The 24,258-nt window shown below is 42.2% G+C and carries 24 protein-coding genes; 17 read left to right on the top strand and 7 right to left on the bottom strand.

The window, feature by feature from the left end; translation table 11 throughout:
- Positions 1-18: 18 nt before the first annotated feature.
- Both PQR79_RS03495 and PQR79_RS03490 read left to right on the top strand, forming a co-directional pair.
- Positions 19-2,499, top strand: a complete 2,481-nt coding sequence (locus PQR79_RS03495; protein ID WP_238104105.1) for a glycoside hydrolase family 15 protein — start codon at positions 19-21, stop codon at positions 2,497-2,499.
- A 169-nt stretch (positions 2,500-2,668) separates the two neighbouring features.
- Positions 2,669-3,064: a DUF805 domain-containing protein gene (locus PQR79_RS03490; RefSeq protein WP_238104106.1), complete on the top strand. Its 396-nt coding sequence runs from the start codon at positions 2,669-2,671 to the stop codon at positions 3,062-3,064.
- A 130-nt stretch (positions 3,065-3,194) separates the two neighbouring features.
- Here the strand turns inward: PQR79_RS03490 and PQR79_RS03485 are convergent, their stop codons facing one another.
- The 3 genes from PQR79_RS03485 to PQR79_RS03475 form a co-directional block, all read right to left on the bottom strand.
- A complete protein-coding gene (locus PQR79_RS03485; RefSeq protein ID WP_238104107.1) occupies positions 3,195-4,127 on the bottom strand; it encodes a DUF808 domain-containing protein in 933 nt (310 codons plus the stop codon).
- 126 nt (positions 4,128-4,253) lie between these two features.
- Complete coding sequence (locus PQR79_RS03480) at positions 4,254-5,285, bottom strand: LacI family DNA-binding transcriptional regulator (RefSeq protein WP_238104108.1); 1,032 nt, start codon at positions 5,283-5,285, stop codon at positions 4,254-4,256.
- Between the two features lie 101 nt (positions 5,286-5,386).
- The gene (locus PQR79_RS03475) at positions 5,387-6,094 is read right to left on the bottom strand and encodes a DUF3334 family protein (protein ID WP_238104109.1); all 708 of its coding nucleotides are present in this window, start codon (positions 6,092-6,094) and stop codon (positions 5,387-5,389) included.
- Positions 6,095-6,367: 273 nt separating this feature from the next.
- On the opposite strand from PQR79_RS03475, the gene PQR79_RS03470 reads away from it, so the two are divergent.
- From PQR79_RS03470 to PQR79_RS03420, 11 genes are all read left to right on the top strand, one after another.
- Positions 6,368-7,972, top strand: a complete 1,605-nt coding sequence (locus PQR79_RS03470; protein ID WP_238104110.1) for a methyl-accepting chemotaxis protein — start codon at positions 6,368-6,370, stop codon at positions 7,970-7,972.
- 269 nt (positions 7,973-8,241) lie between these two features.
- Positions 8,242-8,499, top strand: a complete 258-nt coding sequence (locus tag PQR79_RS03465) for an HPr family phosphocarrier protein (protein ID WP_238104111.1) — start codon at positions 8,242-8,244, stop codon at positions 8,497-8,499.
- Between the two features lie 11 nt (positions 8,500-8,510).
- Positions 8,511-10,226, top strand: a complete 1,716-nt coding sequence (ptsP, locus tag PQR79_RS03460) for a phosphoenolpyruvate--protein phosphotransferase (protein ID WP_238104112.1) — start codon at positions 8,511-8,513, stop codon at positions 10,224-10,226.
- A 69-nt stretch (positions 10,227-10,295) separates the two neighbouring features.
- Positions 10,296-10,805, top strand: coding sequence for a PTS glucose transporter subunit IIA (crr, locus tag PQR79_RS03455; RefSeq protein WP_188923794.1), 510 nt, complete (start codon positions 10,296-10,298; stop codon positions 10,803-10,805).
- 210 nt (positions 10,806-11,015) lie between these two features.
- A complete protein-coding gene (locus tag PQR79_RS03450) occupies positions 11,016-11,357 on the top strand; it encodes an ArsC family reductase (protein WP_238104113.1) in 342 nt (113 codons plus the stop codon).
- Positions 11,357-12,487: a succinyl-diaminopimelate desuccinylase gene (dapE, locus tag PQR79_RS03445; protein ID WP_238104115.1), complete on the top strand. Its 1,131-nt coding sequence runs from the start codon at positions 11,357-11,359 to the stop codon at positions 12,485-12,487. The genes PQR79_RS03450 and dapE overlap by 1 nt, the downstream gene beginning before the upstream one ends.
- Positions 12,478-13,185 (top strand): M15 family metallopeptidase, encoded by a 708-nt coding sequence (locus tag PQR79_RS03440; protein WP_238104116.1) that lies wholly within the window; start codon positions 12,478-12,480, stop codon positions 13,183-13,185. The genes dapE and PQR79_RS03440 overlap by 10 nt, the downstream gene beginning before the upstream one ends.
- A gap of 37 nt (positions 13,186-13,222) precedes the next feature.
- Positions 13,223-14,071 (top strand): alpha/beta fold hydrolase, encoded by an 849-nt coding sequence (locus PQR79_RS03435; protein ID WP_238104117.1) that lies wholly within the window; start codon positions 13,223-13,225, stop codon positions 14,069-14,071.
- 108 nt (positions 14,072-14,179) lie between these two features.
- A complete protein-coding gene (gene can, locus PQR79_RS03430; protein ID WP_238104118.1) occupies positions 14,180-14,794 on the top strand; it encodes a carbonate dehydratase in 615 nt (204 codons plus the stop codon).
- Between the two features lie 315 nt (positions 14,795-15,109).
- Positions 15,110-15,847, top strand: coding sequence for a 3-deoxy-manno-octulosonate cytidylyltransferase (gene kdsB, locus PQR79_RS03425; RefSeq protein WP_238104119.1), 738 nt, complete (start codon positions 15,110-15,112; stop codon positions 15,845-15,847).
- 56 nt (positions 15,848-15,903) lie between these two features.
- Entirely contained in the window at positions 15,904-16,161 is a 258-nt protein-coding gene (locus PQR79_RS03420; protein WP_238104121.1) for a DUF2897 family protein, read from the top strand.
- Positions 16,162-16,234: 73 nt separating this feature from the next.
- On the opposite strand, the gene PQR79_RS03415 is transcribed toward PQR79_RS03420, so the two are convergent.
- Positions 16,235-17,314 carry an AI-2E family transporter gene (locus PQR79_RS03415; RefSeq protein ID WP_238104122.1) on the bottom strand — a complete coding sequence of 360 codons (1,080 nt, stop codon included), beginning with the start codon at positions 17,312-17,314 and terminating at the stop codon, positions 16,235-16,237.
- Positions 17,315-17,342: 28 nt separating this feature from the next.
- A complete protein-coding gene (locus PQR79_RS03410; protein ID WP_188921610.1) occupies positions 17,343-17,564 on the bottom strand; it encodes a sulfurtransferase TusA family protein in 222 nt (73 codons plus the stop codon).
- A gap of 127 nt (positions 17,565-17,691) precedes the next feature.
- Between PQR79_RS03410 and bepA the strand changes: the two genes are divergently transcribed.
- From bepA to PQR79_RS03390, 4 genes are all read left to right on the top strand, one after another.
- Positions 17,692-19,161: a beta-barrel assembly-enhancing protease gene (gene bepA, locus PQR79_RS03405; RefSeq protein WP_238104123.1), complete on the top strand. Its 1,470-nt coding sequence runs from the start codon at positions 17,692-17,694 to the stop codon at positions 19,159-19,161.
- An 84-nt stretch (positions 19,162-19,245) separates the two neighbouring features.
- Positions 19,246-19,602: an arsenate reductase (glutaredoxin) gene (gene arsC, locus PQR79_RS03400; RefSeq protein ID WP_238104124.1), complete on the top strand. Its 357-nt coding sequence runs from the start codon at positions 19,246-19,248 to the stop codon at positions 19,600-19,602.
- An 11-nt stretch (positions 19,603-19,613) separates the two neighbouring features.
- On the top strand, positions 19,614-19,985 hold the full coding sequence (locus PQR79_RS03395) for a DUF2069 domain-containing protein (RefSeq protein WP_238104125.1): 372 nt from the start codon (positions 19,614-19,616) through the stop codon (positions 19,983-19,985).
- A gap of 144 nt (positions 19,986-20,129) precedes the next feature.
- Positions 20,130-22,076 carry a PKD domain-containing protein gene (locus PQR79_RS03390; protein WP_238104126.1) on the top strand — a complete coding sequence of 649 codons (1,947 nt, stop codon included), beginning with the start codon at positions 20,130-20,132 and terminating at the stop codon, positions 22,074-22,076.
- A 102-nt stretch (positions 22,077-22,178) separates the two neighbouring features.
- Here the strand turns inward: PQR79_RS03390 and hda are convergent, their stop codons facing one another.
- On the bottom strand, positions 22,179-22,889 hold the full coding sequence (hda, locus tag PQR79_RS03385; RefSeq protein WP_238104127.1) for a DnaA inactivator Hda: 711 nt from the start codon (positions 22,887-22,889) through the stop codon (positions 22,179-22,181).
- Positions 22,890-22,974: 85 nt separating this feature from the next.
- Entirely contained in the window at positions 22,975-24,072 is a 1,098-nt protein-coding gene (locus PQR79_RS03380; RefSeq protein WP_238104128.1) for a DUF2066 domain-containing protein, read from the bottom strand.
- Positions 24,073-24,258: the final 186 nt, after the last annotated feature.

The raw sequence follows: 24,258 nt of genomic DNA, 5'->3' as shown, positions 1-24,258 counted from the left end.
AATATTTTGGGGACATATATGTTAACACTACACTCACCGCGCAGCGCCATTTCAACCGCCGTTACGGCAAGCCTATTAGGGCTCATATTAACTGGCTGCTCACCTAGCGACACCGCAACCAAGGTTGAAACGGCTGCTAGTGCTTCGCCAATTCAGACCGTTGCGCCAGGGGCTCCGGGGGCTGAGCCGACGTGGGCTTTTTCGGGTAAAACAGGCATAGGCACCTCTTACGAGCCGTACATCAATGGGCAATATCAGGACCAAGCGACGAACCCTGTCAGTAAAGTATGGTTTTCTGTCGCCCAGGGCATACTCACCGAAACCATGTTTGGCCTGATTCATAATGCACAATTAAAAGAGCTGCAATTTGTTATTAGTGGTAATGGCTTTGTTGACACAGAAAAAGATAACACCATTAGCACCATTGAATACCTCGACACCGACGCACAAGGGCGGCCATTGTCGCTGGCATATAAGCTGATCAATAAAGACATTGAAGGCAAATACCAAATCGAAAAGCACATTTTTACCGATCCTGATAGAAATAGCTTAATGATGAAAGTCACTTTTACTGCCTTTGAAGCTGGGATCACGCCGCATTTGTACGTTAATCCGCATATTGATAATAGCGGCGCCAATGACATCGCCTCAGTTGAAGGCCAAACACTTGTGGCGCACACCAGTGACGCCAATTCAACCGTAATGACCATTAAAACCGACGTTGATTTTGTGCACGCAAGTGCAGGCTTTGTTGGTACATCAGACGGCATTATCGACTTACAAGATAATGGCCAGCTGGACTCTTACTATCACACCACCAGCGATACCAATCAAGGTGGTAATGTTGCATTAACTGCGCAATACCCAACGTTAACCAAAGCCAATGACAGCCTAACAATGAACTTGGCCATTGGATTTGCTAAAGACAAAGCCAGCAGCCTCGCCACAGCTCAAGCCACTTTAGATGCCGGTTACGATGCCGTAAAACAGGCCTATTTAGGTGATGACAAGCATATAGGTTGGAAAGACTACCTTGGCTCTTTATCGCCATTAACTAACATGAGCGCCAATACCACAGATAACGGCAAACTGCTGTATGCCAGTGCATTAGTGTTAAAAGCACAAGAAGATAAAACCCATGCTGGCGCCTTAATCGCATCCTTATCAAACCCTTGGGGCGACACTGTATCTGCAAAAGTAGGCAGTACGGGCTATAAAGCAGTATGGCCACGGGATTTTTATCAATGTGCTATGGCTTTTTTAGCCATGGGCGACACTCAAACCCCTAAAGTGGCGTTTGAGTATTTAAAGAAAGTTCAGGTTAACCAACAAACCCCAGGTTTTGCAGGCACACCGGGATGGTTTTTACAAAAAACCCACGTAGATGGCCAAATCGAATGGGTTGGCGTACAGCTTGACCAAACCGCAATGCCCATTATGCTCGGCTGGAAATTATGGCAAGCTGGAGTATTAACCGATACCGAAATCACTCTGTGGTATCAAGACATGCTAAAACCTGCGGCCGACTTTTTAGTCAGCGGCGGTAACGTCAAACTAGACTGGAATGAGACAAACATTAGCCCGCCAAGCACCCAACAAGAACGCTGGGAAGAACAGGCAGGCTTTTCACCTTCGACTACCTCTGCCATTATTGCCGGTTTAGTGGCAGCAAGTGACATGGCTACACTGGCAAAAGATGCACATGCCAGCACATACCTTGAGTTAGCTCAAAAACTGCAAAGCCAGCTTGAAGCAACTATGGTCACCACCAGCGGCTTACTCAGTGCAACTGATTCAGCACATACTGAGGGTAACGCAGCGCCTTATTATGTGCGCATTAGTCCTAATGGTAATCCCAACACTGCGGACAAACTTTTAGACAACAATGGTAAGCCTGGCTTAGATCAACGACTGATTTTAGACGGCGGTTTTTTAGAATTAGTACGTTACGGTGTGGTTGATGCACAAGACCCTGTCATTAAAAACAGCGTGATGCTCATTGATAATCAACAGCTTGAAGATAACTTACGGGTTAAATACGAGTTTACCGCTAAAGATGGCAGTAAAGTGCCAGGTTTTCGCCGTTACGGTAACGACGGCTACGGTGAAGACATTGTCACAGGTCTAAGCTATGCAGAAAAAGGCAATACCGAAGATCAACGCGGCCGCGTATGGCCCTTCTTTACCGGCGAGCGCGGCCATTACGAATTAGCACTTGCAAAATCAGCCGGGAATTTAACCCCTGATAGCAAAAAAGCATTAATTAACACCTACGTGCAAGGCATGGAAACGTTTGCTAACCAGGGGTTAATGTTGCCAGAACAAGCATGGGACGGCGTCGGTAACCCAACACGCTATAATTACAAAATGGGTGACGGCACTAACTCGGCCACACCACTGGCGTGGACTCATGCTGAATACGTTAAATTGGTCCGTTCAATGACCGATGAGCAAGTATGGGACTTTTATCCTGTTGTCTCACAAAAATTGGCCAAATAACCGATTTGGCTTACTTGTCTCAGCCTATAATAGGCTGAGATTTTCATTAAAGGCCGTTGCTTTTTGCAGCGGCTTTTTTTGTCTAAAATATGAATAACCTCTTGTTAAATCAATAGCATCTTGTTACAACTACATCAGATTAAAAATAGTTAACGTTAAGGACTAACGAATGAATTGGTATTTAAAAGTATTAAAACAATATTTCGACTTTACAGGTCGCGCGCGTCGTAAAGAATATTGGATGTTCGCATTAATAAGCGCAATTATCAGTGTCGTACTGACATTAGTAGACATGGGTACCGGAATGTACAATGACATCTACGGTACTGGTTTATTGAGCACGGTTTACTCGTTAGCCGTATTAATTCCAAGTATTGCCGTGAGTGTGCGCCGCTTACATGACACAGACCATTCTGGTTGGTGGTTATTTTTATTACTTATCCCGCTGCTTGGCGCGCTGATTATTTTGGTTGTAATGTGCTTTAACAGTAAAGATGACAACGAATACGGCCCAAATCCAAAAGCGCAGCCAACTTTGACTGATAACGACAATTTAACCGCTTAAGTTATTTGTATCGTTAAAAAAGGAGCAAGGTCAATGACCCTGCTCCTTTTTTTCATCGCTCATTTACATCTTTAATGTACATATCAAACTAAATCATGTTTTACCAATGAAGCGCTTTAACGCTACAGCGTTAACCTTTTGATGGTATTAATTTCTTCACGCCATTCATGAGCAATACCGCTAATCCACCAGCCACCACGCCAAACAATGCGTTGAGTACGCTTGGCGTTAATAGCCCTAACCCCCCACCTACCACATTAATTTGTTCAACCACCACGGCCGCATGTTCTATCCATTCAAATACCACATGAATACCATGAGTTAAAATGCCGCCACCCACCATAAACATGGCAATGGTGCCAACAACGGTGAGTATTTTCATTAAATAGGGCGCTGCAGATACCAGCATTAAACCAATTTTGTGCCCTAAGCCTTCGGCTTTACGCCTCGCAAGGTATAAGCCTAAATCATCAATTTTAACAATACCCGCAACTAGGCCATACACCCCAACAGTCATGATCAGAGCGATCACAGACAAGGTTAAAAATTGCCCCATTAAATCCATGTGAGCCGCAACACCAAGGCTAATGGCAATAATTTCAGCAGACAGCACAAAATCGGTACGAATTGCACCTTTGATTTTATCTTTTTCAAATGCTGCCAAATCATCAATGTCCGCTTTGCCTTTAGCAATAATGGTTTCATCGTCAACTGGCGTGGACTTTTTATGGGTCATTGAATGATAAACTTTTTCAAAGCCTTCGTAACACAAAAACAAACCGCCAAACATCAACAAAGGCGTGATCGCCCAAGGAATAAAAGCACTAATCAATAGCGCCAGAGGCACCAGAATGAACTTATTACGAAGTGAGCCCTTAGCAACTGCATACACTACAGGTAACTCGCGCTCTGATGCGACGCCAGACACTTGCTGGGCATTTAATGCTAAATCATCGCCAAGTACCCCTGCCGTTTTACGAGCCGCCACTTTACTCATTGCTGCTACGTCATCCAAAATAGTGGCAATGTCATCTAACAAGGTTAATAAACTGGCGCCAGCCATAATTGCTTGTATCCTTTATCAATCAAAAATAGAGTGTATATCGTATTGTTTTATCGGCTTTTATGTTGGCTAGTATACATTGATAGTCGGTCTCAGTTTACTATACTCAACACGTCTTTTTACTCGCTAATCAATATTAGCACCACAAGAATTACGGACCACCAAACTGGTTTTTAATAGCCGTTGGCTGACTTCTTCACCGCGAATTTGTTTAAGCACACTTTCGACCAAAATTTCACCGGCAAATTGGGTGTCTTGCTTTACCGTGGTTAAAGCAGGGTTAGCAAAACTGGCTACTGGAATATCATCGTACCCCACTACAGCAACGTGCTCAGGCACTAAAACACCACGTTTTTTAAGTGCCCTTATTGCCCCTATAGCAATGAGATCACTGGCGGTAAAAATGGCTTCAAATTGCACGCCACTGTCGAGCAGCGCGTTGGCGGCGTCATAACCTGATGCCTCGGTATTATATGCGTCATGCTGTAACTGTTCATCGGCTTGAATACCCGCTTTATTTATGGCTTCAATATGGCCAAGATAGCGATCGCGAAATTCTGGGCTATGGCTAGATGAGTCACCTAAAAACGCTATTTTTGTATGACCCAAACTTAATAAGTGCTCAGTGGCAATGTAACCACCTTGATGGTTGTCACATCCAATTGATAACACCGCTTTATTGTTGTGCTCTGCCCCCCAAATGACAAAGTGGGTGTTTTTTTCGATTAAGGTTTCTAGCTTATGAGCGTAATCCATGTAATCGCCATAACCTAATAAAATAATGCCATCGGCTTTGTTGCTGTCTTCATAATCTGCATGCCAATCTGTCGACAATTGTTGAAACGACACTAATAAATCATAGCCTTGGCGTGCTGTTGCACGGGTTATAGAGCCCAACATAGATAAGAAAAATGGATTGATCATTGAATCGTCATTTGTGGGGTCTTCACAAATTAACAAGGCTAAGGTGAGACTGTTTTGAGTTCGCAAATTACTGGCGTTTTTGTCGACTTTATAATTGAGTTCTTTGGCAATAGCTTGGATACGTTGGCGAGTTTCTAAATTCACCAACGGACTGTTTCGTAACGCACGCGAGACTGTCGACTGCGACACACCAGCACGGTACGCAATATCAATAGAGGTCGCTTTTGAGGTCATTATTATTTATTACCCTTCATCGTTATCGTCGTTGTCACGTACAAAAACAACCAAGATAAATCACTTTATTGGCTGTTTTTTATATCATTTACTACGAAAAATTATAACCCAAGTTCACTCAATAAATCGTCAGCATCATCAGCGACTAATCCTTTGACATTAGGGTCACTTAGCATATCTGTTTTAGATTCTGATTTCTTAGGCGTTTTTTTACCGTGAGTTTCTATCAATGAGTCTAGGTCAAACTCTTCATCTACCTCAAAGTCTGCAGAACGGATAAATTCGGTTCTGTCCATGGCAAACTCAAGATAAAAAATATGGTTGTTTTCAGTTTTAAATGACACCCGTCTTGCCACTGCATCATCAAGATTAGTATCTACTGAAATCGTTAATTCTTTATTAATTGTTAACATTTTTGGCTGGCTTTGACTGATCGATGTTTGTAGTTCTTTTGAAATTTTGCCAATAAAATCGCCCAAAATTTGGTTCATCAATTCGCCCATCACATTACCTACATCATCTGATGTGTGCGAAAACGCCAATTCAGATTCCGGCATACCCATGTTGATCATGTAACGGCGATAAATCTCGATGGCCGCATCGGCAGAAAAATTAATCACAACTAAACCTGAAAAGCCGCCATCAAATATCGAAAAACACCCTAAATCTGGTTTTAAGCGAGTTCGGGAAATACTTTGTACCATACCTGCGTGAGTGACCTGGCTGGCACTGGTGCTAGATAAAACATGAGAAACTGAATGACACAGTTTTAAAAGAATGTCGTCGTTGTTAACTGTATTAGGGGTCATGGCTTGGGTACCTTTTCATTATTTAAGCTAATCTTGCGGGTAAAACGCAAAAAAATCAAAATTAAAACAATTGATTAGCATGTAAAATAACCAAACAAGCTTAAAGTGTGATTAACCGCATGATATATTGGTGTTTTTATAACTTTAGTCATCACATGACAAAAACGTTAAATATTATGACTTGCTCACATATTTGTGGTTACGCTGTTATCATTTACCTTAAATCCTCTATAATCAGCTCACCTTATATGGATATTTTGTTTGGGACTGTAAATGATTGAATTATTGAGACGTTTAACTATTTTAAAGCGTTTGTTTATCATGCTGATTTTAGCCGCGATTGGCACGGTTGTGTTTGGGTCTTTTTCAGTAAAAGAACAATACACTCACTTAGTTGAACAACAACAAAAACAAGTTAGTGAGCAAGCAACCTTAATGGTCAACATGCTGAAGGTACTGCAACAACAGCAGCAATTACCACAAGACGATTTACTCGCCTTTATCGCAGATATTCAAATAAGTCAGTATATGGATTTACTGGTGGTTGATAATCAAAATAAAGTGCTTTTTAGCACCCTAAAGGCAGCAGCGGGCCAAACGGTCAATACACTTACCAGTGCTAACAGTCCCTCTTACAGTCAATTAATCAATGGCGCGAAACAGTCAACAACACAAGCACAACTATCACTTAAGGCGAATGGCGGTCAATCGCAAACCGTATTAGCCGCTGCCGCCTATTTGCCAATAAATCAGTTCACCATCATTACCCAAGCAAATTTAGATCAAGTCAACCAAAGCATGACCGGCATTATTATTGATTACTTAATCATCATGTTGTTTATTTCCGTGCCCATTTTTGCGTTCTTTTTATTACTCAATCATTCTATTACGCAACCTTTAAAAGAAGCCACCTACGCAATGGAACAAATTGCCAAAGGTGAAGGCGACCTCACTCAACGCTTATCGACTATCGGTGATGATGAAGTGACTAAACTTGCCGATGGATTTAATCAATTTGTGATTAAAATAGCTGACATGGTGTCGCATTTACAACCGTTAGGACAAAGCTTAAACGAACAAGCACAGCACTTATTTGAAACCGTTAAGCAATCAAATGAGAGTGCCAATCAGGTCAACAATGAAACCCAAAGCGTGGCCACCGCAATTAATCAAATGCTATCAACCAGCCAAGAAATGGCTCGTAATACTCAAGATGCAGCACAAGGCGCTAATAACGTTAAACATCAGGCAGAACAAAATCAGCAATTAATGCAACAAACCGTTGAGCATACAGAAAGTTTGGTGAGTGAGTTAAAACAGTCTGAACAAGTCTCTGTGAGCTTGAGTCAGTCATCTGCTGAAATTGGCAGTATTCTAGATGTCATAGGCAGTATTGCAGACCAAACTAACTTGTTGGCATTAAATGCGGCCATCGAAGCGGCAAGAGCGGGCGAGCACGGTCGTGGGTTTGCGGTAGTTGCAGATGAAGTACGCGCATTAGCAACAAGAACACAATCCTCTACTAACGAAATTAATAAAATTGTAGGGCAGATTCAGAAAGGTATTCAATCTGTTATTGACAGTAATACCCACACTCAGCAGCAGTCATCTCAATTACAGTCTAAAGCGATTCAATCTAGCGAAGCCATTATTGAAATTTTAGCGCAGATTGAAAATATCAGTAACATGACGGCCCAGCTCGCAAGTGCGACTGAAGAGCAAGCATTGGTCACTGAAGACATTAATCGTAATGTCACCACGATTTCAGAATTAACTGAATTGTCTCTAAGCACCAATGAAGCCCATTCTGAAGCAGCGCAATCATTGCAAACTGTCAGTAAAGACATGAGCCAAACCTTGGGACAATTTAAGGTTTAAGTCACCCGCGCAAACACTCAGTCAAACAAAGCCAGCAATTGTTATTGCTGGCTTTGTTTGACTGAGCAGATGACTTAGGAGTGTAGCGTTTACGCTTAGCATCACTTTTAGCCCTGCTTACTTTAGGGTATATTAAGCGCTTGAGATTAAATACCAGAGTATTTCAGCCTTGTATAAAAAGGAACTCAACGAAAAAATAAAAACATAACCACCTGAAATATAGCGTTAAATGAGTATTTAGTTGTCATTCATTAATGAGTATTTTCTCTATGTATCAAAAAACTGTTACGATTGTTGCTCCGCATGGTATCCACACTCGCCCAGCAGCTTTATTAGTCAAAGAAGCTAAAGCATTTAACTGTGACGTTATGGTAGAGTGCAATGGCAAGCAAGCCAGTGCCAAAAGTTTATTTAAATTACAAACATTAGGTTTATACCAAGGTGTATCTGTAACGGTATTTGCCACAGGGGAGCAAGCGCAAGCGGCAGTCGACAAAATTGCCTCATTGCTGATCACCCTCAGCTAAAAGGACACCTTATGTCATTCAATGGAATTGTTGTTTCACCAGGCATCGCGTTTGGTAAAGCATTGACCATGACCTCGCAAATGCAGCCGCTGGATTTTAAGCTGCTCAATGCTGAGCAAATTAACCAGCAGCAACAACAATTAACTCACGCCATTGAACTGCTCATCAGTCATTTACAACATTGCCAGCATCATCTTTGCCAAGAATGTGAAAACTTTCAACTGATCGATGCCGATATCTTGTTGCTTGAAGATGAAGAATTACAGCAACAGTTACATCAGCATATCAAGCAATTTAAAGTCTGTGCGGCGGTGGCGATTGATCGCATATTTAATCAACAAGCTGCACAATTATCTGAACTAGACGACCCATACCTAGCCAATCGAAGTAGCGATATTCTCTGTTTAGCTAAGCGGCTTATCAGTGCATTGCATGGCCATTTGCAGTGGGATTTATCGACGCTTATCGAAGACACCATTTTATTAGCCGATGATTTAACCCCAGCAGAATTTGCCATTTTGCCGTTAAAGCATATCAAAGGCATTGTATTAGAGTCTGGCGGCCTAACCAGTCACACTGCGATTTTGGCGCGTGCGGCAGGCATTCCAGCACTGTTAAATTATCAGTTTTCACAGCACCATCAGGCCATAAAAGACGGCGAACCATTAATTTTAGATGCAATGTCTGGCGAGTTACACACCTCTCCCACAGCCGCGTTATTGAATCAATTACAACAAAAGCAGCAACAAGAGATCCTGCGCCGTCAAGCACTCACAGCTTACAAAGACAAACCGAGCGTCACTCAAGATGGCCACAGTATCACTTTATTAGCAAACGTGGGCAATTTAAGTGAGGTCTCTCATGTGTCTGATGTTGGCGCACAAGGGATAGGATTATTTAGAACAGAATTTTTATTAATGAATGCCAAAGCCTTGCCTGATGAGCATCAACAATACAAATTATATAGTGAAGCATTGCACAGTCTCCAAGGGCAAGTATTGTCGGTGCGCACCTTTGATATTGGTGCCGACAAAGAAATCCCCTACTTACAACAATCGCAAGAAGATAATCCCGCACTTGGCATTCGAGGGATTCGCTATAGCTTGGCCCATCCTGACACCTTTATTAGTCAAGTAAAGGCAGTGCTTCGCGCCGCAAATCATGGCCCGGTGAGATTAATGTTCCCGATGGTAAGCCAAATAGAAGAGCTTGAGGACGCGATGACATTAATTGACCAAGCCAAGGCGCAATTGATTGAACAAGAAAAAGGTTTTGGCGAACTCAGTTACGGTATTGTGGTTGAGACACCTGCTGCAGTATTTAATTTACCTAGCATGTTGCCATTACTGGATTTTGTCAGCATAGGCACCAACGATTTAACCCAATATACTTTGGCCGCAGACCGTACAAACCCACATTTAGCCAAGCAATACCCCGCGTTATCACCTGCAGTGATTGAGTTGATCTCTATGACTATAGCGCACTGTAAACAAGCTAAGGTTAAAGTGTCTTTATGCGGAGAATTGGGTAGCGATCCGCAAGTATTACCGTTATTAGTTGGCCTAGATTTAGATGAAATCAGTATTAATCCAACGAGTCTGCTCGAGGTAAAAGCCGTGCTCATCAACGGCCGATATCAAGATTTTGTAACACATGCGCAACGGGTCAAGGGGCTAACACGCATTGATGAAATACGCACAGCTATAAACACTGTTAATTGTAATTAAAACTGGTAAAGTTATCAGAGCTGTTTACAATTAAACATATAAAAATATTAATAAAAGGTGCCTTTCCTTATGGGATTTTTAAGCCGCATTAGACGACTCATTTCAGGCCAACCGCAATTAACTGGCGGTATTGCTATTTTAGCACCAGTGTCGGGTGACATTGTTGCCATAGAAAAAGTACCCGATGTTGTTTTTGCCGAAAAAATTGTCGGTGATGGGATCGCTATCGACCCTAAGGGCGAGTTTATTGTTGCCCCTATCGACGGCACCATAGGAAAAATATTTGAAACCAACCACGCCTTTAGTATTGAGTCTCCACAAGGGCTTGAGCTATTTGTGCACTTTGGTGTTGGCACGGTTGAGTTAAGAGGTAATGGCTTTAAACGATTGGCCGAAGAGGGCCAACAAGTTAAAGCCGGTCAACCTATCCTATCATTTGACTTAGCTTTCTTACGAGACAATGTTGAGAGTTTATTAACCCCGGTGGTGCTTGCCAATATGGAAGATGTTAAACAACTCGATAAAGCTCAAGGAAGTGTGGTAGCGGGCAAAGACGTGATTTTTACTGTGCAAATGTAGCGTTAGCGCCTAAGCTCATACTCTTCCAAACAAATCAAATGCAAGCGCTCTTAGCTTGCATTTTATGAAATCTATTCAAAAGCCCGCAATAACCTTGTTCAAGCTGCCACTCAATGCCACAATATCAGCATTATCTTTAGCAACAACGGCCTTGCCTGAAAGCAGCCGCTAAGCCCATTTATAACCTCACCGACAAAAGGGAGTTTTCTTTTGACTTTATACGGCATAAAAAATTGCGATACTGTGCGTAAAGCGCGCAAATGGTTAGAAGCCGAAAAAATTGATTTCACTTTCCATGATTTTCGTGAAGATGGCTTAACTGCTGAGACCGTAAATCAGTGGGTAAAGGTTGTCGGCTGGGAAGCGCTATTTAATAAACGCAGCACCAGTTTTCGCGGGTTAACCGATGCCGAAAAGTCTGACATCACTCAAGAAAAAGCCATTGCTTTAATGGTGCAATATCCAACCTTAGTAAAACGCCCTGTCCTGGTTAAACAAGACAGTATTCTTATCGGCTTTAAAGCAGAACAATATCAAGCGTGGTTTGCATAATGAATGACGTTATTGAGTTAACAAAAGACTTAATCTCGCGTCCGTCGGTGACCCCGTTGGATGAAGGCTGCCAAACATTAATGGCTAACCGCCTTGAGGCCATCGGCTTTGATATTGAACCTATGGTATTTGAAGACACCACCAATATGTGGGCAAGACGCGGAAAAGGCCAACCGGTATTTTGTTTTGCAGGCCACACCGATGTGGTCCCCGCAGGCGACTTAAACCGTTGGCATACACCGCCGTTTGAACCGACCATCATTGACGATTATATTCATGGTCGCGGCGCAGCCGACATGAAAGGCTCGTTAGCCGCCATGATTGTAGCAACTGAGCGTTTTGTGGCAAAACATCCTGATCATAATGGCTCAATTGCCTATTTGATCACGAGTGATGAAGAAGGCCCATTTATTAACGGTACCACTCGAGTTATCGACACCTTAGAATCCCGTAATGAAAAAATCACTTGGGCATTAGTGGGCGAGCCGTCTTCAACACATAAACTCGGGGATGTTGTTAAAAATGGTCGTCGTGGTAGCTTAACCGGCCACCTAACCGTGAATGGTATTCAAGGTCATGTGGCTTACCCTCACCTTGCAGACAACCCTATCCACAAAGCGTCACCCGCCCTAGCAGAATTGGCGCAAATGCATTGGGACAATGGTAACGAATTTTTCCCGCCGACCAGTTTTCAAATTGCCAATATCAATGGCGGCACAGGCGCGTCGAATGTGATCCCCGGGGATCTAAAGGTGATGTTTAACTTCCGTTACTCGACAGAAGTGACCGCAGAAGAGTTAATCAGTCGCGTAGTCAACATACTCGATGCTCACGGACTCGATTACGATATTGATTGGGTATTTAACGGCTTACCCTTTTTAACAGGCGACGGCCCACTGCTTGATGCAACCCGTGACGCAATACGTGAAGTCACAGGTTATGATACCGATCCACAAACCTCAGGCGGGACATCAGATGGACGCTTTATTGCTCCTACTGGCGCACAAGTGATTGAGCTTGGTCCAGTTAACGCCACCATTCATAAAGTGAATGAATGCGTTAAAGTGTCAGATTTAGAAGTGCTCGCTAATTGTTATGAGCGCATTTTGGAAAAACTATTGTGCGATTAACCCCTACGCTCAATGTTGATATTCCCCAACAGCAAGCAAAGTTGTATGGTTTAGACAGCCAGCACTTAGTTGCCATCGGGGATTATTTACTCGAGCAGCAGACGGCTGCAGCGTTTAGTCAAATGCAACACGCAGCAGCAAACAGTGGTATAGACTTACAGCTTTGCTCAGCTTATCGACCTTTTGAACGCCAAGCGCTTATTTGGAATGCTAAAGCTTCAGGCGCTCGGCCTCTGCTAGATAAAGCTTCACAACCAGTAAATTATGCTGCGTTATCAGAGCCACAACTTATCGACACAATTTTAATTTGGTCTGCCTTACCTGGTGCGTCGAGACATCATTGGGGCACCGATATTGATGTGTTTGATGCCAAGCAAATCAATAAAGCGTCATTACAATTGGTCACTGCTGAATATCAAGATTCTGGCCCATGCGCGGCAATGCATCAATGGTTACAACAACATGCGAGCCAATATGGTTTTTACTTCCCGTATCAGCCACAGCAAAGTGGCGTAAGCCCTGAACCGTGGCATTTAAGCTATTACCCCATCGCTGACAACTATTTAGCTCAATTTAACCCTACCGAATTAGCTAAAGTATTGTCTGGCGCCGAAATAGCATTACAATCGTCGCTACTCGAACGATTAGCCGAATTAGTCGATCACTATGTTTTTTTTGTCGCGCCCTCTCCGGCTTAATGCCTGCGTGCTACTTTTTATTCAATGAGCCTGCTAAATGTCATTACAATTAACCAGTAAAACCATAAATCAACACGCCCTTTACTATGCCGACCAAGGCACAGGGCCAGCCATTCTGTTTTGTCATGGTTTGTTGGCCAGCAGTCAAATGTGGCAAAGCCAGATAACCGAGTTAGCCAAGCAATACCGCTGTATCGCCGTTGACTTATGGGGGCATGGTCAGAGTAAGACCCTGCCAGAAAGTTGTGATAATTTACAGGATGTTGCCAAAAATTTACTCGATTTAATGGATGCACTTGAAGTGAGCAATTTTGCTGTGATTGGCCATGGTTGTGGTGGGGCCATTGCTACCGAAATGGTACTCATGGCCCCTGCAAGAGTACGAGGCCTGGTGATGCTTAACAGTTTTGTCGGCTTTGAACCACAAGTTAACTGCGTAAAGTATCAAGGTTTTATGGCACAAGTGGCCAATGCTCAGGCAATGCCTGATGAATTAGCAACAAGCTTAACTGAATTGTTTTTCAGTAAAGATGCGATACAAACGAGTCAGTACAATGCGGCATTAGCACAAGCAATTGAACAATTTAATCAACAACTAACCGACATCAGCCCATCGCAAATAACGCCATTACTAAAGTTTGCTAATATGGCAATTTTTAAACGCGACACCTTAGAGTCTGTTGAGGCGTTGACTTTGCCCACCTTAATTGCAGTTGGCTTAAATGGTTACTTACGTACACCATTAGAAAGCTATTTAATGCATGACTGTATTGATGGCAGTCAATTGTTGCATATTGATCAAGCTGGGCATCTGGCTAATATTGAGCAAGCCGATTTATTCAACCAGCATCTTATTGATTTTTTGAGTAAAGTGAATTTTAATTAATCAACAAGATGGATAGACCAGATCCATCTATATTGCTGATATACTCGTTACAAAATGTCATATTGCCTGTGAATCGTCACCGGCAACCTAGTCAAAATCAGAGCGCCAATGAAACTGCTTAAACCATTATTTGATAACAATCGCCGGTGGGCTGAACGGATCAATAAAGAAGATCCTACTTTTTTTGAACAGCTCGCTAAACAACAAACCCCTGAATACTTGTGGATTGGATGCTCGGATAGCCGAGTACCATCAAACCAAATTATTGATTTATTACCCGGTGAAGTCTTTGTCCACCGTAATATTGCTAATATGGTGATTCATACCGACTTAAACTGCTTATCAGTACTGCAATATGCCGTCGATGTGCTCAAAGTAAAACACATAATGGTCGTTGGTCACTATGGATGTGGTGGTGTGCGTGCCGCAATGGGTAAAGAGCGCTTTGGCTTAATTGATAATTGGCTTGGGCACCTTCGTGACATTCATCGTATTCACTATGCCGATCTTGAACCGATGACAGAACAACAGCGTTTTGATCGTTTATGCGAACTCAACGTCATGGAACAAGTATCAAACGTGGTTTCAACCAATATTATTCAAGAGGCATGGGACCGCGGCCAAGATGTAGCCATTCATGGCTGGATTTACGGCATCGACAACGGTTTATTGACTGACTTAGATGTGACTGTTGACCGTGTCCATGGTAGTGATATTCCATAAATATCTGAGTAAAATAATCTAACACTGGCCTGCATTATCCAATTAAACGGATATTTAGCAGGCTTTTGTTTATGTGAACAACTCAAAAAAGTGTCGTGTTATATTTTGTGCAATAACCTTTATTAAACGCAAATTTTTTAAACATACGATACTTGATGTTGAGATGTTTTCACGAAATATGCAGATTAAAATATTACCTTGTATATAATAAACCTCATCAGCTCACTCAAGTTGCGGTTAACTCACAACATATTCAGTTATTGGGGTGTTGTTTCTCCTCAATAGATATTGTCTACAAACAGTAAGGCTAATTTAATGAACGTTACTCTTATCATTCCTGCACGTTATGGCTCAAGCCGTTTTCCAGGCAAACCTCTCGCCCTTATTGCAGGTAAGCCGATGATCCAACGCGTGTACGAACGTGCTGCACTGGCTAAAGGTATCGATAATATCTTTGTTGCCACCGATGACGATCGCATTAAAAATGCAGTAGAAGCCTTTGGTGGAAAAGCAGTCATGACAGATCCTGATGCCGCTTCAGGTACCGACCGCATTAACGATGCTATTGAACGTTTAGGCTTAGGTGAAGATGACTTAGTCATTAATTTACAAGGCGACCAACCATTGATTGACCCAAGCTCTATTGAACAAATGGTAAATTTGTTTCAACAACAGCCTGGAGAGTTTGAAATGGCGACACTGGGCTTTCAAATTACCGAAGAAAAAGAACTCGACGACCCAATGCACGTTAAAGTGGTATTTGACAATGACTACAATGCATTGTACTTCTCAAGAGCTCGCATTCCTTTTGGCCGAGACATTAAAGACTATCCCGTCTTTAAACATATTGGCGTCTATGCTTATACAAAGCGTTTCATCAATGCCTTTGCCAAATTACCAGTAGGCAGATTAGAAGACATCGAGAAACTTGAGCAGTTACGCGCGTTAGAAAATGGCCACAAAATAAAAGTGGTCATCAGTCACTATAATGCACCAGAAGTTGACGTACCTGATGATATTGAAAAATGTGAACGCATTTTAGCAATAAGCTAAATTCATTGCGCATCATCGATGTGATACAAAATGGCACATATTAACTGGGGTGAAACATGAGTTTAGAAGGTTATGAAGTTTGGCTAATTATCATTTTAGTCATAGGAGTCATTGCCAGCAATCTTGCAGTGCTTAAGTACTCTGCTAAATTTAAGATGCCACAATTTGGTGATCCTAAAGATAATAAAACAACAAAAAATCCCGAAGATGAAGCACAAGCAGGTTCAACGAATCCGGCCGCCCCAGACAGCCGCACGGGTTCAACAAGTGATAACACTACTGATATCACAGACAGTAAGCCTAAAAGTGAATAAATATTTACCCAGTAACCGTGCCATAAAAAAAGCTCGCAAGTTAACTTGCGAGCTTTTTTATTTATGAAAGAGATTATTCACTATCGAGGGTCATTTTAGGTGACTCTGCGTTCGGCCAGGCATTTAACACGGCTTTAACGAGTGAGGCTAATGGAATAGCAAAAAACACCCCCCATACCCCCCACAAACCACCAAACACTAACACCGCGGCAATGATAACCACAGGATGCAAATCAACCGCATCAGAAAACAACAATGGCACCAAAACATTACCATCGAGTGCTTGAATAACGCCATAACTCAGCATCAAATAACCAAATTCAGGGCTAAACCCCCATTGAAAGAACGCCACTAACGCAATAGGGAGTGTCACTAAAGTTGCCCCTACATACGGAATAAGCACTGACAGCCCCGTTAATACCCCTAATAGGGCTGAATATCGTAAACCCATCAATGCAAAAACGATATAGCTGACCACGCCCACAATCACAATTTCAATCACCTTGCCACGAATGTAATTGAAAATCTGTTGGTCCATTTCAAGCCATACTTTCCTAGCTAAATCACGATTATCAGGGAAAAATCGCTTACTGCCTTTTAATAATTGTTCTTTGTCCTTTAAGAAGAAAAATACCAATAAAGGCACTAAAATCGCATAAACCATCAACACTAATAATGATGCTGAGTAACCTAAAATTTGTTTACCCAAATCAAGTAAATGCTGGGTGTCGAGCATTTTATTGATTTCTTCCATCATTGAATCAAGTTGTGCAGCACTGATAAATTGCGGGTATTCGGCACTTAACCCTTTTACAATTGACATGCCTTTATCAATCATCGTCGGCAGATCAGCCACTAACGACACACTTTGACGCCAAATACTTGGGGCTAGGCCTAACATTAAAATCAACATTAAACCTAAAAATGCCACTAATACAATACTGGCAGCAGCAGTACGACTTATCCCTAAACGAGACATTTGCGCCACTGGCCATTCAAGTAAAAAAGCCAATACAAGCGCAATCAATAAAGGCGCAAGTAACCCAGCACCAAAGTACAACGCTAAACCAATACCAACAATAATAAACATTAATGTAATGGCATGAGGATCGCTAAAACGGTTTTTGTACCATTCAGTTAAAAATGACAGCATTGAACAACCTTTATATAAAAATGCTAAATTAGTTTGTTTTGGTGATAATCACAGATAAACAATGCGACTCATCGGTGACGATTTCAATACCAAAACCCATTTTTTTCATTAACAGGGGAACATCTCGGCGTGAGCCATGGTCAGATAATAAAACATGTAAGGTTTCACCCACTTGCATCTGCTTTAGTAAAAGTTTCACTTTAACTAAAGGATAAGGGCAAGAATAAGGGGTTAAATCAATAAAAATCATTATGAACTTGCTTTAATCATTCTAGGGCTATTATCCTAGCTTGAACACTAAACCACAAGCGATGTTGCAAAACCAACTTGTGCGTTAAGCCAAGAACTTACGACTCATTTAGCATTATAGGTTTCGCTTGCGTAAATTATCATTATCGAGTTTTTCTAAAGCATTAACAGCCACAGCGATCAGTATTGTGTTGGCGGGAAGTATTGCCCATAGTTTTGCCAATAACGACCTTCCAGATCTTGGCACCGCAGCCGTTAATACCTTCAGTCTAGAAAAAGAAAATGTGTATGGTGATGCATACATGCGTGTTATCCGCTCAAGTGCACCAGTATTAAACGATCCGGTGTTAAGCCAATATTTATCCGAGCTCGGTAATAAACTAGTGGCGAACGCGACAGGCGTAAAAACCCCGTTTTATTTCTTCTTACTCCGTAATGATGAAATTAACGCCTTTGCCTTTTTTGGCGGCCATGTTGGTGTACACACCGGATTATTTTTAAATGCTGACAACGAAAGTGAATTAGCATCAGTATTAGCCCACGAAATAAGCCACGTGACACAACGCCACTTAGCACGCTCAATTGAAGCACAGCAAAAAAGCTCAACGGCTACCATTGCGGGGATGTTAGGGGCGATATTACTGACCATTGCGGCGCCACAAGTCGGTATCGCGGCACTGGCAACCACCCAAGCCCTTGCAACACAATCGTCAATTAACTATACCCGACTCCACGAAAAAGAAGCAGACCGCATCGGCATGCAAATTTTAGTTGATGCCGGTTTTGACCCCAATGCTGCAGCGACATTTTTTGGACAATTAGCCGTGCGCTACCGGTTTTCAACCACACCACCACAAATGCTATTAACTCACCCATTACCCGAATCTCGGATAACAGAAGCCCGTAACCGCGCGGCTCAATATCCAGACCGGTACGTTCCAGATAGTTTATTGTATCAGCTGGCTAAGGCGCGGATTCAAGTTCGATTTTCAAACTTTAGTGACGAAGCGGCATTATCACTATTTGAGCAACAATTAAAAAAACGTGAATATACCCATAAGGATGCCGCACTTTACGGTAAAGCCTTGGCATTATTTCGCTTAGAAAAATTTGACCAGGCTGAAGTCATCATCGATGAGTTACTGAAAAACGACGACAATAATTTATTTTATATCGACACTAAAACCGACTTACTGGCTCAAAAAAAGGCTTACCCAGAAGCTATTGCGTTATTAGAATCACAGCGCAAACTAAAACCAACGTCACCAGTGATAAATATTAACCTCGCTAATATTTATGTTGAGGCAGATCAGCCCACCAAGGCTATCCCATTATTGGAAGAAACAATCTTTTTTGATAAGCAAAATATGCTGCCGTACCAAATCATGTCCGATGCTTACCGTAAACTCGATAACAAAGCATTAGAGTATTACAGCAATGCTGAAATTATGGCGCTCACAGCAAACTATCAAGGTGCGATTGACCAGCTTAACTACGCTTATCGTTACTCAGAAGGTAACACCTTGCAATTAGCCAGAATTGAAGCCCGGATAAGGCAATTCAGACAAGCTGACAGAGACATGGAAGAATTTAAGTAAGTACAACTGTATAACTTTACCCATCATTTTTTGATAGAATAATGGCAAACGTATTGTTTGCCATTTTTTATGACGGAAAGCCCCATGACTAAAACTAAAACAACAATTTTACACAATCCTCGCTGCTCAAAAAGTCGTGAGACACTCGCTCTACTAGAAGCGAACGGTGCCGACATCACTGTAGTTGAATACTTAAAGCACCCCCCAAGCGAAGCTGAAATCACTCATATTTTATCGTTACTCGGTATCACTGCCCGCCAAATGATGCGCACCAAAGAAGATGAATATAAAACCCAAAATTTAGCCAATCCAGCACTGACTGAAGCACAGCTGGTTGCCGCAATGGTCGCCACGCCAAAGTTGATTGAGCGCCCAATCGTACTGGCTAATAACCAAGCTGCCATTGGCCGCCCACCTGAAAATGTTTTATCTATTCTTTAACGAGTAACATAATGACCACACAATCCTTGTTCCAACTCAGCCGTATTGGTTACCTTGCTCTACTCTTGCTGCTTAGCGGCTGGTTTATTCAACAAGGTTTAAATGGCACCTATTCGCTTGGCTTTAGTCTGCTTTGGATTGTGCCTTTATTGTTTCCGCTAAAAGGCATTATTACTGGTAACCCTTACACATACGCCTGGGCGAGCTTTATTTTGTGCGTGTATTTATTGCATGGCTTAACCTTGGCTTACATCACGACCGATGCACTCACTTTTGCCTTAATAGAATCAATTTTGATTTGTATTTTGCTGGTAACCTTTCCATTTTACGCCCGCCAAAGAGGCAGAGAGCTCGGGTTAGGTTTAAAGAAAAAATCTGAATAAAAATAGTGTTCTAGCATTTAAATTGTTGTATTAAAAAGCGCCTTATGGCGCTTTTTTGTTTATTGCCTAATCACAAGACGACATGCTACATTTGTGCGTTAACAAATTGTGATATATGAATAACAATAGACATGGAGTCGTTTAATGAATGTACCGCGTAATGTCAGTCTTTACAGCCTTTTGGCCAGTGTCATCCTACTCACAGCCTGTGGCAGTGACTCTTTTGATGATCATTCTGATGTACCATCCTCTTCAGCTTTTGAGATCTGCAGTGATAGTTCGACCAGTAGCTTAATATCCACAAACTCTGAACTGGTTTTTATCGTGGAACAAGATTATGCCACCAATAGACCTGGCAGTATTACTGCGTCCATAGCCGATCAAGATAGCGCAGACCATACGTTCCTGTGGCAACAAGTTTCTGGTCCTAGCCTTGAGTTAGCTTCTGTTAATAGTCCTGTATTAGCCTTTACACCGATGAGTAACGATAACTACAGTTTTAAAGTGACGGTAGCTAGCGATACAGTCAATTACGAGGAAGTGGTGTCAATAACCGCAAACGCGACTGATAATATTTTACGGATTAACAATGACCATCAAATGGTGGCCAATACAGATGCAAGTTTAAGAGTTCAAAATATAAATGGCCAAGTACCCACAGATATCAGCTGGTGCATGTACCCAAACATCGACAACGTAGGTTTTAATAGTGTCGATTTAACCGACCTTAATCGACCATTGTTTAACGCACCAAATGTAAACAGCGACCAACTTATTAGCCTAAAAGCCACTGCAACCTTTGACGGCCAAACCGTCAGTGATGATGTACATTTACTTGTCACAAAAGAGCAAGCTATCCCATCAAAGGCATACTTCGCCAATCCACTTGCACGTGTACATCCTTACAAAGCAGGCTCAGCTTATGCCGATAAACTTGTTAACTGTACATACTCTAACCAGCTAATTGACCAATGTAACATCCTTAACGAGCTGCCATTTATCAGCCAGGATTCTCAAACGGACCCTATTAATACCATTATGGACAGAGTCGTGGTGTCGCACGACTGGATGGGACAGAATTTTGAAACTTTTTTACGCGCACAAACACACACAGATTTTATTGAGCTATTACAATCTGTGACCGCGGTGATTATCAGCTACGATATCAGACCGGCTTTTTACAGTGGTTACATTGGTGCAATTTATATTGATCCAGAATACTTATGGCTAACACCGGCTCAACGAGACACCATTAACGAAACCCCAGACTATCGCAGCAGTTTTGGTGAAGACTTGAATTATTTATCCCCATACCGTTACGTTAAAGATAATGCGTATGCCAGTGAATACATAGAAAAAGGTAACCGTATTAACCGTGCCATGGATAACATGTCAGCTAACTTTGCCAGACTCATGTACCATGAACTAGCTCATGCCAATGACTATTACCCGCAAAGCATACACGCCACACTGCAAGGACCAAGCCTAAGAGAAGAATTTGATCGTCGTTTTACTTCAGATGACATGACATCAAGCCAACTTCAAATACGCTACCCATTAACCAGTAGCGAAATGTATGCCCTTGCTAACGTTCAATACTCTGGTGAAAATGCAAATAGCACCCAAAAAGCCTACACCCCAAGTGATGTAGCGCTATTTTTCTCAACGGATCTCGCAAACGATGACTATGCTTATTCATCAACACGAGAAGATACTGCGATGCTGTTTGAAGAAATCATGATGAGCCATCGCTACGGTATTTTACGGGATATCGCCATTACGGATAAGCCTGAAGTACAAACCAGCTCAACCATTACCGTTGAATGGGGACAACGCGGCCGAGTTGGACAAGCAGAGCTACGCGATCGCGCCAGTTACGTTCTCGGTCAAATGCTGCCCGACATTAACACCCAACTCGTGATGGATGGTTTACCCGAGCCTGTTGCGTTAGTGAAAGGCCAAACCTGGGCACAGAATTTAGTCTTAACTGCGGATCAATCTAAATCGCCACAAAAAGTCGCTAGCCAAACTGATGGGGCAGTCATTGATAATCAGCCTTTACAGTTCAGTGGCGACCAACATGCACATTAGTCGCCATATTTAGATAGACAAAACGCCAAATGAATTCATTTGGCGTTTTTTATTGTCATTTACTATCCATGACTGCGTGTTCGCGACATGGATAAGCGTGATTTATAGCCTAAGCATTTCTTTAATGAACGGAATCGTCAGTTTACGCTGATGCACCATGGAAGCTTTATCAAGCTTATCGAGCACATCAAATAAGGTACGTAAATCACGTGCCATACGAGTAAGCAAAAAACGCCCTACCTCATCAGATAACTGCAAACCTCGCATTGCAGCGCGGCGTTGTAATGCAGCCAGTTTCTCATCATCTGCCATTGGCTGAAGTTGGTAAATTAAGCCCCATTGCATCCGCGAGACTAAATCAGGTAAAGAGAATCCCGCCTCAGATGGCGATGCATTGCCACTGACAATCAAACGACAATCTTGCTGCTCAGCAATACGATTATACAGATGAAAAATCGCTTCCTCCCACACAGGATGCCCAGCAATGGCTTCAACATCATCAATACAAATAAGCTCTAGTGATTCGAGCCCCTCAAACAATGCTGGCGAAATACTGGCATGGATCCCAAGTGGAATATATAGCGTCCGGCGCTCCAAGTCGTTCGCATGAGCACAAGCGGCATGCATTAAATGGGTACGACCTGATTTTTCAGGACCATAGACATACAAAGAAGACGTTAATTTACCTTCAGCACTGGCTTGAAGCTTTTGGATCAGCTCATCATTACCCGAAGCAGGGTAATAACTCTGAAACGTTTCATCGTCAGGTAAGTAAACGGGCAAAGATAATTGTCTCGGTGAGTTTTGTGTCACTCAGATAGGTCTCAACATCAAAAACGAACTAAATTCATTATACATGTAAGCGCTCTGTAAATACAAAGCGCCACTCTTTATAAGGTTATTGACCCAACCATTGATACATGAGTTTAGGTTGAACGGTTTCAGTTTGTTGTTGATAAAATGATTCAACGCTGCCCATGGTGTCAATTTGCGATAAACGGTTATCAATATTCAGTAAACGCTGTAAATCATCAACATTACTAAACAACGCGATACTATAGGTTGCTGTACTGCCTTTAAATTGGCTTAAACTAATTGATTTAACGGCGCTTAACTGACGTAAATAAGCTTCGATGTTGACCACTTGTCTCATATTACTTAACCCGCTAAAACTCACCTCTGTTGCTGCATTACTGCCCGTTGATGCAATAGCATACTGGCTAATATAATAATCGGCTAAAATACTCATCATGCGTTTTACCGCTTGTTGGTTATCACTCGCCTCCCCCTGTTGTGCCACCAAAGGTTGAAGCACACCGTTGGTTCTCACTTTATTGAATAAGCTAATTGAAAACGTCACTCTAGAACCTTGGTTTTCAATATTGGCAATAGCAAAATAATCAGATTGATAACGGGCAGAAGCAATAAAGACGGTATCGGTAAAGCGGCCCCGAACATCATTGACGGTTACGCCCATCACGTCATCTAAATCCATAACCGGCAACATAACCGGTATGCCTTTATTAGCAGATTGCTGACTCAAATCGTCACGAATATCTGATAGTGATGCGTCGGCAAGAATGGTAGGTTCACTGTTTTCATCAACAGAAAGCCACAACAATGTCAACGGACGCTGGCTTCCCCACACGGGTAGTCCTGCTTGACGGAGTGTTTCAATAACTCGCTGATGATCAAAGTTGGCTTTAAGCATTAGCTCGCCATTTTGTTCAAAGTAGCCGTATTGAGTCAAAATAACTTCAGGCTCATCTATCTGCGCTTTGATTAACGGATTTAATACCACACTCGGGCTACCGGAGTTTTTTAAAAACACCGCCGCTAACGCTTCTTTCAATGCATTGCTTTTAACATCGTTTGCACGTGAACTCACCGCAATATCGGCTTCATCGAGCTTGCCAACTTCGGCCGCTTGCACAATTGAAATTGAAGTAAACGCAATTAGAGGTAACACAATGAGATTAATTAGTTTTTTCAGCATCTGATAACATAAACGCAGCCAATATAAGTAATTAAAATTATATCATAATAAAAAATGGATAACGAAAACTCTTTTTCAACAGCGGTCAAATTGACCAAGTATTGTAGCGATATCAAATAACTATAATCGCTACATGGGCCTAATACAGGTTATGAAATTGGTCGGTTTTATGTGACAATTCGCGCC

The sequence above is a fragment of the Shewanella metallivivens genome (genome assembly GCF_028750675.1).
Taxonomy (GTDB): Bacteria; Pseudomonadota; Gammaproteobacteria; order Enterobacterales; family Shewanellaceae; genus Shewanella; species Shewanella metallivivens.
This window is presented reverse-complemented; position numbering and strand designations above follow the sequence as displayed.

Bases quoted from the DNA above. Each gene is read 5' to 3' on its own strand.
- PQR79_RS03465 (WP_238104111.1), top strand. From the start codon at position 8,242: ATGTATCAAAAAACTGTTACGATTGTTGCTCCGCATGGTATCCACACT.
- PQR79_RS03490 (WP_238104106.1), top strand. From the start codon at position 2,669: ATGAATTGGTATTTAAAAGTATTAAAACAATATTTCGACTTTACAGGT.
- PQR79_RS03485 (WP_238104107.1), bottom strand. From the start codon at position 4,127: ATGGCTGGCGCCAGTTTATTAACCTTGTTAGATGACATTGCCACTATT.
- PQR79_RS03410 (WP_188921610.1), bottom strand. From the start codon at position 17,564: ATGATTTTTATTGATTTAACCCCTTATTCTTGCCCTTATCCTTTAGTT.
- ptsP (WP_238104112.1), top strand. From the start codon at position 8,511: ATGTCATTCAATGGAATTGTTGTTTCACCAGGCATCGCGTTTGGTAAA.
- PQR79_RS03475 (WP_238104109.1), bottom strand. From the start codon at position 6,094: ATGACCCCTAATACAGTTAACAACGACGACATTCTTTTAAAACTGTGT.
- PQR79_RS03380 (WP_238104128.1), bottom strand. From the start codon at position 24,072: ATGCTGAAAAAACTAATTAATCTCATTGTGTTACCTCTAATTGCGTTT.
- PQR79_RS03495 (WP_238104105.1), top strand. From the start codon at position 19: ATGTTAACACTACACTCACCGCGCAGCGCCATTTCAACCGCCGTTACG.
- dapE (WP_238104115.1), top strand. From the start codon at position 11,357: ATGAATGACGTTATTGAGTTAACAAAAGACTTAATCTCGCGTCCGTCG.
- PQR79_RS03435 (WP_238104117.1), top strand. From the start codon at position 13,223: ATGTCATTACAATTAACCAGTAAAACCATAAATCAACACGCCCTTTAC.
- crr (WP_188923794.1), top strand. From the start codon at position 10,296: ATGGGATTTTTAAGCCGCATTAGACGACTCATTTCAGGCCAACCGCAA.
- can (WP_238104118.1), top strand. From the start codon at position 14,180: ATGAAACTGCTTAAACCATTATTTGATAACAATCGCCGGTGGGCTGAA.
- PQR79_RS03390 (WP_238104126.1), top strand. From the start codon at position 20,130: ATGAATGTACCGCGTAATGTCAGTCTTTACAGCCTTTTGGCCAGTGTC.
- PQR79_RS03415 (WP_238104122.1), bottom strand. From the start codon at position 17,314: ATGCTGTCATTTTTAACTGAATGGTACAAAAACCGTTTTAGCGATCCT.
- kdsB (WP_238104119.1), top strand. From the start codon at position 15,110: ATGAACGTTACTCTTATCATTCCTGCACGTTATGGCTCAAGCCGTTTT.
- arsC (WP_238104124.1), top strand. From the start codon at position 19,246: ATGACTAAAACTAAAACAACAATTTTACACAATCCTCGCTGCTCAAAA.
- PQR79_RS03420 (WP_238104121.1), top strand. From the start codon at position 15,904: ATGAGTTTAGAAGGTTATGAAGTTTGGCTAATTATCATTTTAGTCATA.
- PQR79_RS03395 (WP_238104125.1), top strand. From the start codon at position 19,614: ATGACCACACAATCCTTGTTCCAACTCAGCCGTATTGGTTACCTTGCT.
- PQR79_RS03470 (WP_238104110.1), top strand. From the start codon at position 6,368: ATGATTGAATTATTGAGACGTTTAACTATTTTAAAGCGTTTGTTTATC.
- PQR79_RS03480 (WP_238104108.1), bottom strand. From the start codon at position 5,285: ATGACCTCAAAAGCGACCTCTATTGATATTGCGTACCGTGCTGGTGTG.